A 14,857-nucleotide genomic window follows, 5' to 3' on the forward strand; every position below is an offset into this window, starting at 1 on the left:
AGACGTGCCGCGGCGCTTTGCTCCCTCTCGGACGAGAGCGTCGGATTGGTATTGGTGTGTAGGGATGCCAGGTATGAAAATGGTTCGTGGGGCACGTCCCCTCGCCCCGCCTGCGGGGAGAGGGCTAGGGTGAGGGGCCGTTTTGCCCGCTACGCTCCGAAACTCTCGCGGAACATGCCGTTCAGCCGTTCGACAGCTGCTTTCGCGGTGATCCCGCCCGTGACCGCATCGTTGATCACATGCGACGCCGCTTCCTGGAAGGGCATGTAGCCGTTGTGGCGCGGGCGCAGCCAGGCGCCGTTGAGCGTGGCGCGGGTGCCGGTGTAGAAATTGCGCGTCGCAGCGTTGGCGACCTTGCTCTCCCAGCCCTCGGCATGGCCCGGCTGACCGCCGGAGCGCCAGTAGAGTTCGGCCTGGACGGGGCCGCTCGCCACCCAATAGGCAAAATCGACCGCGGCCTGCCGGTTGGCGCTGAAGGCCGAGACGGCAATGCCGGTGCCGCCCAGCGCCGAGCCGATCGGGCCAGTTCCCCCAAGCGTCGGCATGTCGGTGAACTGCACAGGATGGAGGCGGAAACCATCGAGGCTATAGCTGACATAGCCGTAGATCAGCGGCGACATTGCGGCTTTCGATCCGGTGTCGCCCATGCGGTCGAGCACGCCGATCGGGTCGAGGGTCAGGCAGGCCGGGTCGACCAGGGCGGCCAGTTCGCGGATCGCCTCCAGCGCCTGCGCGCCGATCTCGGCATCGGCAAAGTCCCGGTCTCGCTCCACCGCGCAGGCCCGGCCGAGATTGCCGCAAAGCGTGAAGAAGCTCATCAACGAATGGGGTGGGCGCAGCGGCAGCAGGACATGGCCGTGCCGGGCAAACTCGATCACCTCGGCCCATGTCGTAGGCGGCGTACCGATCAGGTCGGGCCTATAGGCCATCACCTGCGTCGCCGCATCGATCGGGAAGGCCCATTGCCGGCCCTGCCAATGGTAGCTTGGAAAGGAGGCCCCGACGCTGCCCTTGGCCAGGGCCGTGAACTCGGCTTCGCGGCCAGACACGTCCAGGGGTGCCAGGCAGTTTTCGGTGGTGATCTGGCCGACATGCGGGTGATCGATGACGATAAGGTCGTATTGCCTGGCCAGTTCCTCGACCGGAAAGCTCTCGAAATCCTGCAGCGAGCGCTTGTCCCAGTCGATCGTCACACCGGTTTGTCTCAGCCATTCGGCGGAACAGGCGACCATCGGATCAAAACCGCGCGGATGGCTCCAGGTCATGCCTTTCAAGCGAGGCGCGCTCATCGGGCGAACTCCGCCCGGATCTGTGTCGTGTGTTCGCCGACCAGCGGCGCTGCTCGGCCGCCCTTGGGACGCTTGCCGTTGACACGGACCGGGCAGCGGGTGGTGCCGACCGAGACATTGTCCTCGCGGGTCACCGTCTGCAGCATGTCGAGAATGCCGAAGCCGTCGCTGTCGAGCAGTTCCTGCCAGTCCAGCACCTTGGAACACCAGATGTCGGCGGGCTCCAGAATGTCCAGCCAATGCTGGACGGGCCTGGTGGCGATCCGCTCGGCGATGATTTTCTTGATGGCGTCGCGCTCGGTAAACCAGGCCTTGGCATCGTCGCGGAACGGCGCCAGTTCCTCAATGCCGAGCAGGTCCTGCAGCCGGCCGATCGGCGTCATGGCAATGGCCAGATAGCCGTCGCTAGCCGGATAGACACCATAGGGCGCCGAGAGATAGGCATGGGCGCTGCGGAAGTCCGAGCGTTTCGGCCGGCGGCGGCCGTCGTTCAGATAGGTGGTCAGCACTTCGAACTGGAAATCGACCAGGCTTTCGAGAAGACTGGTCTGGATATGGGCGCCGCGACCGGCAATGCCGCGCCGGACGAGTGAGGCGAGAATGCCCTGGCAGGCGTTGGAGCCGGCCAGCATGTCGGCGATCGCCAGGCCGAAGGGCACGGGGCCCTGGCTTTCGTCGCCGTTCAGCCACATCATGCCGGAGCGCGCCTGTGCCAGCAGGTCCTGGCCCGGCCGCATGACCCAGGGGCCTTCCTCGCCATAACCGCTGATCGAGGCATAGACGAGACGGGGATTGATGGCCCTGACGGTCTCGTAGTCGAGGCCGAGCCGTTCGATCACGCCGGGCCTGAAATTCTGGATCATCACATCGGCCTTACCAAGCAGATGGCGCAGGAAGGCGAGGTCGTCGGCATTCTTCAGGTCGATGCCGAGGCTTTCCTTGCCGCGATTGATGGCGTGGAACAGGGTGGAATCGCCGCCCACTTCGGTGTCGCTGAGGTAGAGCCGGCGCGACAGGTCGCCGCCATCCGGCCGTTCGACCTTGATCACCCGGGCGCCGAGATCGAGCAGCCGCAACGAGCAATAAGGCCCCGACAGAAACTGGCTCATGTCGATCACCGTCAGGCCTTCGAGCGGCAATCCATTGTCGTCCTGCATGCGAACCAACCTCCCGTCGGGCACCCGAAAGCCGGTGCCTTTTGCCGCACGCCTTCGGGCAACCTCCCGCGCCCTGGGGTGAGTGGCATTCTTATGTGAATTTATTTTTCACATATGGGTGGCTATTGCAAGAATAAAGATGCCTGCTGCGCGGCGCGATGACGACCGGCGCGAAAGCCATTGAACTTCGGGACAAGGAGGCGGGACGCGATCAGGCCGCTTCGGTCAGGCGCCGCAGATAGTCCTGGGTGGCGACGATCAGCGCCTCGACGCTTTCGCGGGCCAGATCCTCGTCATGCAGCGCGAAATTCTGCAAAATCAGGCCGTCGATGCCGATCAGGATGAAGCGGGCGATGGCCTTGCCGATCCGCTCGCGCTCGGTCGGCGGCACGTCGGCGTCGTCGAGGATCAGCCGGCTGTAGAAATCGATATAGGCGTTGTACTGGCGCTCGGCCAGCCATTCGGACCCCTTGGTGCGCAGGGCATAGAGCGTCAGCTCGATCTGGGCGATCTGGTGGTCGCGGGTCTCGCCGATATAGTGCCAGATCAGCCGGATCAGGGCGGCGATGCGCTGCTGCGGGTCGTCGGCAAAGGGGCGGGCCGGATGGTAGCTGGAGGCCATGTCGGCAATCATGTCTTCCAGCACGGCGAGAAGGATGGTTTCCTTGCTGTCGAAGTAATAATGCAGGGTGGCCAGCCGGACATTGGCGCTGGCGGCGATCTTGCGGGTCGTCATCGCATCGATGCCGTCATTTTCCAGCGCCTCGCGCGCACCCTTGATGATGCGGGCGCGGGTCTCCACGCCCTTCTTCGTCGCACCGGCGGTCCTTGCCACCGATGTCTCCGTCGCTGTGCTGTCCTTTTGTGCCATCCGGGTTTTATGCAGCCTCGTAGGTAATGCGTCCATCGCAGATTGTCAGGACCGGCTTCACGTCCGCCACCGTGTCGAGCGGGCAGGCCTCGATGTCCTGATCGAGCATGACTATATCGGCGAGATAGCCTGGCTTCAGCTGGCCCTTGCGATCTTCCATGAACTCCACCCAGGCGCCTTCGGCCGTGTAGGCGTGCAAAGATTCCGGCAGCGTCATGCGCTGGTCGGGATCGCCCTCTTTCCAGGGCTTGCGGGTCAGGGCGTTCTGGATGCAGCCGAAAGGCGAGACCGGGGAGATCGGCCAGTCCGTGGCAAAGACCAGCCGGGCGCCGGCATCTTTCATCGTGCGCCAGGCATAGGCATAGGGAAAGCGCGCCTCGCCGAGACGGTGAATGGTCGGCTCCAGGGGGAAGCATGAACCGCCCGGCACATGCACCGGCTGCATGGAGGCGACGACGCCGAGTTCGGCAAAGCGCGGCACATCTGTCGGGTCGATGATCTCGATATGCTCGATGCGGTGGCGGCTGTCGCGGGCACCATTGGCCTTTGCGGCGGCCTCATAGCCGTCGAGGGTCTGGCGCACCGCCGCATCGCCGATGGCATGCACGGCGATCTGCAGACCGAGGCTGTCGGCTTTCACGGCCACCGCTTCCCAGGCCTGCGGCGTGAACAGCGGTTCGCAGCAGAAGTCGGGGCGATCGGCATAGCCTTCCAGCATATAGGCCGTCTGGCTGTCGATGACGCCATCCATGAAGACCTTGACGAAATCGCCGCGCAGCATGTCGGAGGCAAAGCGCTGCTTCCAGGCGGCGGCCGTCTCCAGCATGCCGATCTCCATGAAATTCTTCATGTGGAAGGGAATGCGGATGCGCACCGGCAATTCGCCTGCTGCAAGCAGGTCTTCCATCAGTTCCAGCTGGTAGAGATTGCCGTCGAAATTCTGCACCGAGGTAATGCCTTCCGAGGCACAGTAGTCGAGGCCGCGCTTCAGCACCGCCCGGTCGCCGGCGCGCTGTTCGGGCGTAACACTGTCGGGATCGCCACCGGTCAGGATGCCGAGGCCCTCGCGTCCGCCGGTCGATGCCAGCTGCACGACAGGGCTGATGGCGTTGGTCTCGCGCAATTCGCCGGTTGCCAGACCGTCGTTGCCCATCACCACCTCATTGCCGACGCCGACATCGCGGCCGTTCAAGAGGTCGGCAAGCTTGAGGGCTGCGGTATTGGCCCAGGCGGTGTGATGGTCGGGCGCGTACATCAGGAAGGGACGGTCGGGCAGCACGCGGTCGAGATGGTGGCGGGTGATCTCTTCGCCGGCGCCGAGAATGGTATAATCGGCCGATTGGGCGAGCAGAACGGGCTCGTCGGGATTGGCGGCGGCATAGGCCTTGATCGCCTCGCTCATCGCCTCGAAGCCACGCACCCCGTAAAGGCTCAGCTGCTGCAGCGATAGCGAACCCATGAAGATATGCATATGGGCTTCATTGATGCCGGGCATCACGGTGGCGCCCTTGGCATCGATCACGCGGGTCGAGGCGCCGGTAAGCGGGGCGATCTCGGCATCCGTGCCGAGTGCCAGGATGATATTGCCGGACAGCGCGATGGCCTCAGCATGGGGTGCCGTTTCGTCCATGGTCAGGAGCTTGGCATTGCGGATGATGATGTCGGCGTGCTGCGCCATGGATTGGGTTCCTAATGATAGATATGAGACGAATTATGCGGCGAGCCGGCTCACGGTGCGGAAGAAGGCCAGATTGTCCTGCTTCAGCTCGTCGTCCAGCGGATTGGGTTGCGACGACAGTTTGACGATGACGGTCTCATGGGTCGGATCGACATAGAGCCATTGCCCGTGGATGCCGATGGCGCAGAAGGCGCCGTCGTCTTCGCCGGACTGGTACCATTGGCTGCGATAACGGCCCTTCGGCATCATGTTGGGCTCTCCGGCGAGCCAGGCATCGTGGTCGCCGGCGGTCAGCATGTCGGTCAGCCAGCCGTCCGGCACGATCTGCCGGCCATCGACAGTTCCGCCATTGCGCAGCATTTCGCCGACGCGGGCGAGATCGCGCGCCGTGACGCAGATGCCGCCGGCAGCCCGCGCCGAGCCTTGCGCATCGACGCTGACAAGAGCGTGGTTCTTTGCGCCAAGCGGTGCCCAGAGCAGGTCCGACATCAGGGTGCTGAAGCGCTTGCCCGTGACGCGTTCCAGCACCAGGCCGAGCAGGTCGGAATTGGGCGAGGCGTAGAAGAACGGGCCACCATGCGGACGATCCGCCTTGGGCAGGGAATAGATGAACTCGGCCATGCTCTCGGCTCGCGTGTCCGGCTCCGGCGGGTTCCACAGCGTCGAGCGGCGATAGCGGGCATAGGCGCCGTCCTTGTTGAGATAGGCTTCGTCGAAATCCAGGCTGACGCGCATGTCGAGCACGTCGCGGTAGCGGCAATCGCCATAGGCGCTGCCCTTTGTCTCAGGGAGATAATGGCTCACAAGTTTCTCGGGGTCGATGACGCCCTGCGCCTCCAGAATGCCCGAGACGATCGCCGTCAGCGACTTGCTCACCGAAAACACGATATGCGGCCGGTTCTCATGCGAATGGGGCGGGTAATATTCGGCGACGACCTCGCCGCGTTTCATCAGCACGAAGGCGTCGGTATGGGCAAAGTCCAGGAATGCCCGCGCCGTGCGGGCCTCGGCCAGACCGGTGTCGATGACTGCATCGAGCATGGCCGCACCGGCCAGGGCCGTCTCCGGCGTCTCAGAGGCACAGCGGATCGGGCTGGTCGGCACGATCTCGCTGACATGCTGGAAGCTCCAGCGGCTGAAAGGGGCCGCGCGCCAGTTGGAAAGCGTCACATCCTGGCGCTCGAAGCCGTAGGTGGTCTTGAAGTGGCTGGTCATGGGTAAAAGCATCCCGCTTGTGCGGGAGAGCCGATCAGCTCTCCCGCATCTGTTGGTGATCTCGGGCCCGCTGCGTTTACTTCTGCAGTTCGGTCCAGATCTTGGTGTAGAGTTCCTGGACTTCCGGTGCGCAGGCCAGGTTGAAATAGCCGGCAGCCTTGGCGGAGTCCGGAATGTTGACTTCCGGTGCGGTCTTCATGTCTTCCGGCATGAAGGCTTCCGATCCGGTGATGCCGTTGGCATAGCGGGCGAAAGCCGACAGCATGGCGGCATTTTCAGGCGCCATGATGAAGTTGAGGAAAAGTTTTGCGTTCTCGACATTCTTGGCGTCCTTCAGGATGGCGGCATTGTCCATCCAGATCGGGTAGCCTTCCTTCGGGTAGCCATAGACGATGTTCGGATTGGCCAGGCGACCGCGGAAGGTCGCGCCGTTCCAGTCGACGGAGGCCGCCAGATCGCCCTTGGTGTATTTCTCGACGGTGCCGTAATCCATGGAGATCCACTTCGGCTTGGCGGCGACCAGCAGGTCGCGGGCCTTCTTCAGCACGGTCAGGTCGCCGGTGCAGGGCGTGCCGCCGGCATAGGTCACGACCATGTGCATGACATCCGACATTTCCGGCACGACATTGACCTTGCCGACCAGCTCGGCCGGCGGATCGAGGAAAATGGCCGAGGTGTTCGGGTCGCCCGCGTAAACCGACTTGTCGACGGCAATACCGGTCGTGCCCCACTGCCACGGAACCGAATAGTGACGGCCGGGATCGAAGGGTACGTCGACCCATTTGGGATCGACATTCTTGAAGTTCTCCATCTGGTCGGGACGCGATTCCAGCAGCAGGCCTTCGCTGATGAAGATCGGCAGGGCGCTGGCGGACGGAACGACGATGTCGAAGCCGTGGCCGCCCTGGCGCACCTTGGCAAGGGCGGTGTCGTTGCTGTCGTAGTCGGTGATGGTGACCTTGACCTTGTAGGTGTCCTCGAACTTCTTGATCATCTCCGGGCTGGTGTAATTGCCCCAGTTGTAGAGGTTCAGTTCGCCTTCCGCATGGGCAATGGCCGTCGACGCCATCAGGGCGATCGCGGCTGCCGCGAGCTTCATCGTATGCTTCATGTTCCCACTCCTGTTTATTCGGATTTTTCGTTGGTTCTGCTGAGAAAGAAGAAGATCGTGACGATCAACAGGGACAGCAGCAGAAAGACTGTCGAAATGGCATTCATTTCCGGGGTGATGGCGCGCCGCAACTGACCCAGCATATAGGTCGGCAGGGTGTCCTGGCCGGCGGATTTGACGAATTCGGTAATGACCACGTCATCGAGCGAGATGACGAAGGCGAGCATCAGGCCGGCGAGGATGCCGGGCCAGAGCAGCGGCAGGGTGACGAAGCGAAACACCTTGAACGGCGTCGCATAGAGATCGGCAGCAGCCCTCTCCAGCGACAGGTCCATGTTCTCAAGCCGGGCCCGGATCGGCAGATAGGCAAAGGGGATGCAGAAGGCGGTATGGGCCATGATCAGGTAGCCGAGGCCGGAATAGCCGGTGGCGACCTTGATGCGCGAGAAGAAGATCAGCAGGGCGACGGCGGTGACGATTTCCGGCACCATCAGCGGCATGTTGATGAAGGAATATTTGAAAGTGAGGCCGCGATAGGCCTCGGTTCTCGTCGTGGCGATGGCGGCAAGCGTCGCCACGGCCGTGGCAATCACGGCAGAAATGGCGGCAATGCGCACCGAGCGCCAGGACGCTTCGATCACCTGGCTGTTGTTCCAGGCGGCCTCGAACCAGCGCAGCGAAAAGCCTTCCCAGACGGCGATCGAGGTGCCGGAGTTGAAGGCATAGACCACCAGCGTGGCAATCGGCAGATAGAGGATGAAGAAGCACAGCATGGCAATGGTGGCAAAGCCCGGCTGGACGCGCACGTCGAATTTGCTACGCATGGCCACCTCCGGTCTTTCCGGCATTCTTTACGTAATAGAGCATGGCGGCCAGGACGATGATGACCAGGGTGATCGACAGAGCAGCACCCAGCGGCCAGTTTCGCCCCTGGCCGAATTGCAGCTCGATCAGGTTGCCGACCATCAGGTTCTTGCCGCCGCCCAGGATGCGCGGAATGACATAGGACGACAGCGACGGGATGAAGACGAGGATCGAGCCGGCGATGATGCCCGGTTTGACCAGCGGAATGATGATCCGCCGCAGCACGGCAAAGCGGGTGGCGTAGAGATCGTAACCCGCCTCGACCAGCCGGAAATCGAGCTTTTCCATGCTGGCATAAAGCGGCAGCACCATCAGCGGCAGATGCACATAGGCCATGCCGAGCAGGATGGCGAAATCGGTATAGAGCAACTGGATCGGCGCGGCGATCACGCCAAGCTTCATCAGGACGGTATTGACCAGTCCTTCGTTGCGGATCATTTCCTGGATGGCGAAGCCGCGGATCAGCAGGTTGGTCCAGAACGGAATGGTGATCAGGAACAGCCAGATCTGGCGGTAATTGGCCGGACGGCTGGCGATGAAATAGGCGGTCGGGAAACCGACGATCAGCGTGAACAGCGTGGTGGCCACCGCCAGCTTGATGCTGCGCCAGAGGATCGACACATGGGCATCCGCCAGGGACAGCGTGTTGTCGAAAATATCGCGCGACAGGAAGACGTTGAACCAGGCCTCGGTCGAGAACTGCCATTTGACATCGCCGTAGTTGCCGGGCGCCAGGAAGGAATAGACCAGCACGATAAACAGCGGTCCGACGCCGGCGATCGCAATCAGCAGGAGGGCCGGCGCGCTGAGCAGCCAGCGATTGCGGATATCCTGTTTGCGGAAGGTTTCACCGGACTGTGTAGCGTCGTTTGCCATGGTCAGTCCCTCAGGATCTGCGCGACATCGTCGCTGAGGGCAATGCTGACGGGGTCATTCTTGGAGAAGCCGCAGGGACCGCTGCGGCTATTCTGCTGGCGCACGGTAAAGGATGTGCCGTCCTGCAGCCGGATGTGGAAATGGGTGTCGGTGCCGAGATAGACGATATCGTGGATCACGCCGGACAGCGCGGTGGAGGAGGGGGACGTGACCTGCGCATGTTCGGGCCGGATCACCACCGTGACCTTGCCGGACGGAGTGGTGCCGTCCGGAAAGGTTGCCGGGATTTTCGCGCCGGATGACAGCCGCACCCTTGCGCGGTCGCCTGAAACTGAGACCACCTCGGCGGCAAGGAAATTGGTTTCGCCGATGAAGTCGGCCACGAAGCGTTCGGTCGGGCGGTCGTAGATGTCCCAGGGCGAGCCGACCTGGCGGATCTCGCCGCTCGACATCACGGCGATGCGGTCGGACATGGTCAGGGCTTCTTCCTGATCATGGGTGACGAAGATGAAGGTGATGCCGGTTTCGGCCTGGACGCGCTTCAGCTCGATCTGCATTTCCTTGCGCAGCTTGTAGTCGAGCGCCGAAAGCGGCTCGTCGAGCAGCAGAACCTTGGGCTTGGGGGCGAGGGCCCGGGCAAGGGCGACGCGCTGTTGCTGGCCGCCGGAGATCTGGCTGACGGCACGGTCGCGCATGGCTTCCATATGCACCAGCGCCAGCATCTCGTCGACGCGGCTCTTGACCTCGGATTTCGGCTTGCCGAGCATTTCCAGGCCGAAGCCGATATTCTGGGCGACCGTCATGTGGGGGAAGAGCGCGTAGCTCTGGAAGACGGTGTTGACCGGCCGCTTGAAGGGGGGAAGCGGGGCAATGTCCTCGCCGTTCAAGAGGATCTCGCCACTGGTCGGGAAGTCGAAGCCGGCGATCAGCCGCAGCAGCGTGGTCTTGCCGCAGCCGGAGGGGCCGAGAAGCGTGAAGAATTCGTTCTGCTTGATGGTGACGAAGACGCCCTTGAGCGCTGCGACCTGGTAGGGACCCGATCCGTAGATGCGGCTGACGCCTCTAATGTCGATGGCTGGCTTCTGCGCAGTTTCAGTCAAGAGATTCCCCCGATCTTGCCTTGCTTGGTCCGTCATTCCGGCATTCGAGGTCAAGCCATGCATGGCCGCTGCCGGGTGTGCTGCCCTCAACCGACGCAATATGCATGCCACCTCCCGGAGCCCGCGTCCGAGCCTTGCAACGGCAGGTTTTTCGCCGTGGTTCGGCTGAAAAAGCCCTGTTTTCGCAATGGACCGGTTCTGCCTCCCAACGAAACCAAAGGCATGGTGCCTTAAAATTGGTCACTTGACCATTTTTTATTTTGGCCGATCTCGTTTTTATTCTGTGGGCTTGCCGAGTTCGGATCCGTGCTTGACGACAGGCCCCGGCAGCGGTCTGATGGACCCCGGACGATGGACCGACGGGGCAATGGAAGGGTGACCGATGACGGAGATCACAGCGCTTTCGGCAACGGAGCTTTCGGCGAAAATCCGCTCCGGCGCGGTCTCCAGCGTCGAGGTGGTGACCGCTTATCTCGAGCGGATCGATGCGCTGAACGGCGAGATCAACCCGATCGTCAGCCGGGTCGATACCGATCTCGTTCTTGCCCAGGCAAGAGCCTGCGACGCGGATCTGGCGGCCGGACGCTGGCGCGGGTTCCTGCATGGCATGCCGCTGGCGGTCAAGGATCTGAGCGAGGTTGCCGGCATCCGCTGCACCTATGGCTCGCCGCTGTTTGCCGATTTCATACCCGATGCCGACGATATTCATGTCGAGCGCATGCGCGCCGCCGGGGCAATCTTCATCGGCAAGACCAATACGCCGGAATGGGGTTTCGGGTCCCATTCTTACAATCCGGTGTTCGGCACGACGCGCAACCCTTACGATCTGACAAAGAGTGCCGGCGGCTCCAGCGGCGGGGCGGCGGCGGGGCTTGCGGCGCGCTTGCTGCCGCTCGCCGATGGCAGCGACATGATGGGCTCGCTGCGCAATCCGGCCGCCTTCAACAACGTGGTCGGCTTTCGTCCGAGCTTCGGCCGCGTGCCGTCCGGGCCGGGGCCGGATCTCTACCAGCACCAGCTGTCGACGGCCGGGCCGATGGGCCGTTCGGTCCGCGATGTGGCGGCCCTTCTGGCCATCCAGGCCGGCTATGATGTCCGCGATCCATGGTCGCTGCCGCTTGAGCCGCTGGATCTGGGCGGAGAGCCCAATTGGCGCGGTCGCCGGGTCGGCTGGCTTGGTGATTTCGGCGGCTATCTGCCCTTCGAGGCGGGCGTGCTCGATCTCGACCGGTCGGCGCTCAAGGTGTTTGAAGGCCTGGGCATGGCGGTCGACGAGGTCCTGCCGGATTTCGACATGGACAGGCTCTGGTGGGCCTGGACGACATTGCGCAGCTGGCTGACGGTCGGCAGCATGCAGGACATCTACGAGGATCCGGCGCGCCGGGCCCTGCTCAAGCCGGAAATCCTGTGGGAAATCCGCCATGGTCTGCGCGTCACGGCGGCGGAGGTCTATGAAGCCTCGAAAATCCGCAGCGCCTGGTACAAGGCCTGCCTTTCCCTGTTCGAGACCTATGATTTCCTTGTCCTGCCCTCGGCGCAGGTCTTCCCCTTCGATGCCGAGATCCCCTGGCCGCGGGAGGTCGCCGACCGCAAGATGGATACCTATCATCGCTGGATGGAAGTGGTGATCGGACCCAGCATGGCCGGTCTGCCGGTTGCCGCCATGCCGGCCGGATTTGGCGGCAATGGCTCATCTGCACTGCCAAACGGCATCCAGATCGTCGGACCGCCGCGGGGCGATAGGGCGACCTTGCGGCTGGCGCTGGCCTATGAAGAGGCGACGGACTGGCTGACACGCTCGGCGCGATAGAGGAAAGTGGACTGGGTCGTTTTGCCGCTTGAATGCAGTGCGGTTTTGGTTCTACCATTAATATTCAAGGATATTTCCTCCCACGGCAAGTCTCTCCCGTGCCGCGCCCCACGAACACATTCGCATCGTCAGGATTACGTTTTATGGACTTGGTATTCGATGGACACAACGACGTCCTGTTGAGGCTCTGGCGCAACCGGGCGACCGGTGCCGACCCGGTGGCTGAATTTACAGATGGTGTTTCGGATGGGCATATCGACGGTCCGCGCGCCAAGGCCGGTGGTCTGGCCGGCGGGCTTTGCGCCATCTACATCCCGTCAACCGAGGAATTCGTGCTTAAGGAGCCGGACGAAAACGGCCATTACGCCACGCCGCTGGCCGCGCCGCTCAACCGCGAGCCGTCGCTCGACATTGCCCTGCAGATGGCGTCGATTGCGCTTCATCTCGATCGCAGCGGCGCCTGGCGGCTGTGCCGATCGACCGCCGATATCCGCTCGGCGATGGATGCAGGCGTGTTTGCGGCCGTGATGCACATGGAGGGTTGCGAAGCGATCGATGCGGATCTGACCGCACTCGACGTGTTCTATGCGGCCGGTCTGCGGTCGCTCGGCCCGGTCTGGAGCCGCAACAACTTGTTCGGCCATGGCGTGCCGTTTGCCTATCCGATGTCGCCCGATAGCGGCCCTGGCCTCACCGATGCCGGTTTCGAACTGATCCGCGCCTGCAACAGCATGGGCATTCTGGTCGATCTGGCCCATATCACCGAAAAGGGCTTCTGGGACGTTGCCAAGACCACGGACCAGCCGCTGATTGCCAGCCATTCCAATGCCCATGCGCTGACGCCGGTGGCGCGCAACCTGACGGACAGACAACTCGACGCCATCAAGGAGACCCGCGGTCTGGTCGGCCTCAACTATGCCGTGACCATGCTGCGCGACGATGCCCGCGACGACGCGGCGACGCCGCTCAGCGACATGATCCGCCATATCGATTATCTGGTCGATCGCATGGGAATCGATTGCGTGGCGCTCGGGTCCGACTTCGACGGTGCAACCATTCCGGCCGACATCCGCGATGCCGGCGGCAACCAGAAACTGGTTGCGGCGCTGAAAGGTGCCGGATACGCTGATACCGATCTTGCTAAAATATGCCGGGACAACTGGCTGAGGGTTCTGGCGTCTGCCTGGCACGAATGAGCCGGCAGACCTGGATTTGTGACAACGAAAAAACAGGGGATACTGATATGATGCATGTTTTCAATAAGCGGATGCGTCTGATGACGAGCAGTGCGGCCTTGGCCCTGCTGCTGGCGGCAGCACCGCAGGCGTTTGCCGAGACACCAGCCGACACGCTGGTCGAAGGCTTTGCCTTCGACGACATCATCACGCTCGATCCGGGCGAGGCTTTCGAACTGTCGACCGCGGAAATCACCGCCAACAGCTACAGCAAGCTGGTGGCTCTTGATCCGGCCGACACTTCGAAGGTCATTGGCGAAATCGCCGACAGCTGGACCGTTTCCGACGATGGCCTGACCTATACGTTCAAGCTGAAGCCCGGCCTGAAATTCGCCTCCGGCAATCCGATCACCGCCGAAGACGTCGCCTATTCCTTCGAGCGCGCCGTCAAGCTCGACAAGTCGCCGGCCTTCCTGCTCACCCAGTTCGGCCTCTCCGGCGACAATGTTGCCGAGAAGGCAAAGGCCGTCGACGAGGGCACGTTCTCGATGACCGTCGACAAGCCTTATGCGCCGAGCTTCGTGCTGAACGTTCTGACCTCGACGGTGACCTCTGTCGTCGACAAGAAGGTGGTCGTGGAAAATGCCAAGGCGGTCACGCCGACTGCGGAATACAAATACGACAACGATTTCGGCAACGAATACCTGAAGACCGGCTATGCCGGCTCCGGCCCGTACAAGATCCGCGAATGGCGCGCCAACGAAGTGATCGTGCTCGAGCGCAACGACAATTTCTTCGGCGAAAAGGCCAAGCTCGCCCGCGTCATCTATCGTCACATGAAGGAAAGCTCAGGCCAGCGCCTGGCGCTTGAAAACGGCGATATCGACGTGGCGCGCAACCTCGAGCCCGGCGATGTCGATGCCGTGGCCAAGAAGGACGGCATGGCGACGACTGAGGCTCCAAAGAGCACCATCTACTATTTCAGCCTCAACCAGAAGAACCCGAACCTGGCCAAGCCTGGAGTGGCCGAGGCCTTCAAGTATCTGGTCGATTACGATGCAATCGGCGAAACCCTGATCAAGGGCATCGGCTCGATCCACCAGACCTTCCTGCCCAAGGGCCAGCTCGGCGCGCTCGACGAGAACCCCTACAAGCTCGACGTTGCCAAGGCCAAGGAACTGCTGGCCAAGGCCGGTCTGGCCGATGGCTTTACCGTCACCATGGACGTGCGCAACACGCAGCCCGTCACCGGCATTGCCGAGAACGTCCAGCAGACGCTGGCCCAGGCCGGCATCAAGCTGGAGATCATCCCCGGTGATGGTAAGCAGACGCTGACCAAGTATCGCGCCCGTACCCATGATATCTACATCGGCCAGTGGGGTTCGGACTATTTCGACCCGAATTCGAATGCCGAAACCTTTACCGCCAACCCGGACAACTCAGACGAAGGCAAGACCAAGACGCTGGCATGGCGCAATGCCTGGGACGTTCCGGAGCTGACCAAGGAAACGCAGGCAGCCCTGCTTGAAAAGGACAGCGCCAAGCGCGCCGCCATCTATGAAGGCCTGCAGAAGAAGGTTCTGGAAACCAGCCCCTTCGTGATCATCTTCCAGCAGACGGAAGTGGCCGGCTATTCCGCCAAGCTCAAGGATTTCAAACTGGGTCCGAGCTTCGACACCAATTTCGTCTACACGGTCTCCAAGGAATAGTA

Annotated in this window: 12 protein-coding genes; 3 read left to right on the plus strand and 9 right to left on the minus strand. The window is 62.4% G+C overall.

What is annotated here, in order from left to right; genetic code table 11:
• Window positions 1-149: 149 nt before the first annotated feature.
• The 9 genes from HGO38_RS16640 to HGO38_RS16680 all read right to left on the minus strand — a co-directional run bounded on the left by HGO38_RS16640 (window position 150) and on the right by HGO38_RS16680 (window position 10,161).
• Window positions 150-1,289: an extracellular solute-binding protein gene (locus tag HGO38_RS16640; protein WP_250957020.1), complete on the minus strand. Its 1,140-nt coding sequence runs from the start codon at window positions 1,287-1,289 to the stop codon at window positions 150-152.
• Entirely contained in the window at window positions 1,286-2,446 is a 1,161-nt protein-coding gene (locus HGO38_RS16645) for a CaiB/BaiF CoA transferase family protein (protein ID WP_250957021.1), read from the minus strand. The genes HGO38_RS16640 and HGO38_RS16645 overlap by 4 nt, the downstream gene beginning before the upstream one ends.
• Window positions 2,447-2,657: 211 nt before the next feature.
• Window positions 2,658-3,281 (minus strand): TetR/AcrR family transcriptional regulator, encoded by a 624-nt coding sequence (locus HGO38_RS16650; protein WP_250957022.1) that lies wholly within the window; start codon window positions 3,279-3,281, stop codon window positions 2,658-2,660.
• 43 nt (window positions 3,282-3,324) lie between these two features.
• On the minus strand, window positions 3,325-4,995 hold the full coding sequence (locus HGO38_RS16655) for an amidohydrolase (protein ID WP_250957023.1): 1,671 nt from the start codon (window positions 4,993-4,995) through the stop codon (window positions 3,325-3,327).
• A gap of 33 nt (window positions 4,996-5,028) precedes the next feature.
• Window positions 5,029-6,210, minus strand: coding sequence for a serine hydrolase domain-containing protein (locus HGO38_RS16660; RefSeq protein ID WP_250957024.1), 1,182 nt, complete (start codon window positions 6,208-6,210; stop codon window positions 5,029-5,031).
• 76 nt (window positions 6,211-6,286) lie between these two features.
• The gene (locus HGO38_RS16665; RefSeq protein WP_250957025.1) at window positions 6,287-7,321 is read right to left on the minus strand and encodes an extracellular solute-binding protein; all 1,035 of its coding nucleotides are present in this window, start codon (window positions 7,319-7,321) and stop codon (window positions 6,287-6,289) included.
• Window positions 7,322-7,335: 14 nt separating this feature from the next.
• Entirely contained in the window at window positions 7,336-8,145 is an 810-nt protein-coding gene (locus tag HGO38_RS16670; protein WP_168474721.1) for an ABC transporter permease, read from the minus strand.
• Window positions 8,138-9,061 (minus strand): ABC transporter permease, encoded by a 924-nt coding sequence (locus HGO38_RS16675; protein ID WP_250957026.1) that lies wholly within the window; start codon window positions 9,059-9,061, stop codon window positions 8,138-8,140. The genes HGO38_RS16670 and HGO38_RS16675 overlap by 8 nt, the downstream gene beginning before the upstream one ends.
• 2 nt (window positions 9,062-9,063) lie before the next feature.
• The gene (locus HGO38_RS16680) at window positions 9,064-10,161 is read right to left on the minus strand and encodes an ABC transporter ATP-binding protein (RefSeq protein ID WP_250957027.1); all 1,098 of its coding nucleotides are present in this window, start codon (window positions 10,159-10,161) and stop codon (window positions 9,064-9,066) included.
• Window positions 10,162-10,543: 382 nt separating this feature from the next.
• Between HGO38_RS16680 and HGO38_RS16685 the strand changes: the two genes are divergently transcribed.
• The 3 genes from HGO38_RS16685 to HGO38_RS16695 all read left to right on the plus strand — a co-directional run bounded on the left by HGO38_RS16685 (window position 10,544) and on the right by HGO38_RS16695 (window position 14,855).
• Window positions 10,544-11,971: an amidase gene (locus HGO38_RS16685; protein ID WP_250957028.1), complete on the plus strand. Its 1,428-nt coding sequence runs from the start codon at window positions 10,544-10,546 to the stop codon at window positions 11,969-11,971.
• A 143-nt stretch (window positions 11,972-12,114) separates the two neighbouring features.
• Complete coding sequence (locus HGO38_RS16690) at window positions 12,115-13,167, plus strand: dipeptidase (RefSeq protein ID WP_250957029.1); 1,053 nt, start codon at window positions 12,115-12,117, stop codon at window positions 13,165-13,167.
• 47 nt (window positions 13,168-13,214) lie between these two features.
• Entirely contained in the window at window positions 13,215-14,855 is a 1,641-nt protein-coding gene (locus HGO38_RS16695; protein WP_250957030.1) for an ABC transporter substrate-binding protein, read from the plus strand.
• The last annotated feature ends 2 nt before the right edge of the window (window positions 14,856-14,857 follow it).

It is taken from the genome of Rhizobium sp. CG5 (assembly GCF_023701945.1).
In the GTDB taxonomy this organism is placed as follows: domain Bacteria; phylum Pseudomonadota; class Alphaproteobacteria; order Rhizobiales; family Rhizobiaceae; genus Allorhizobium.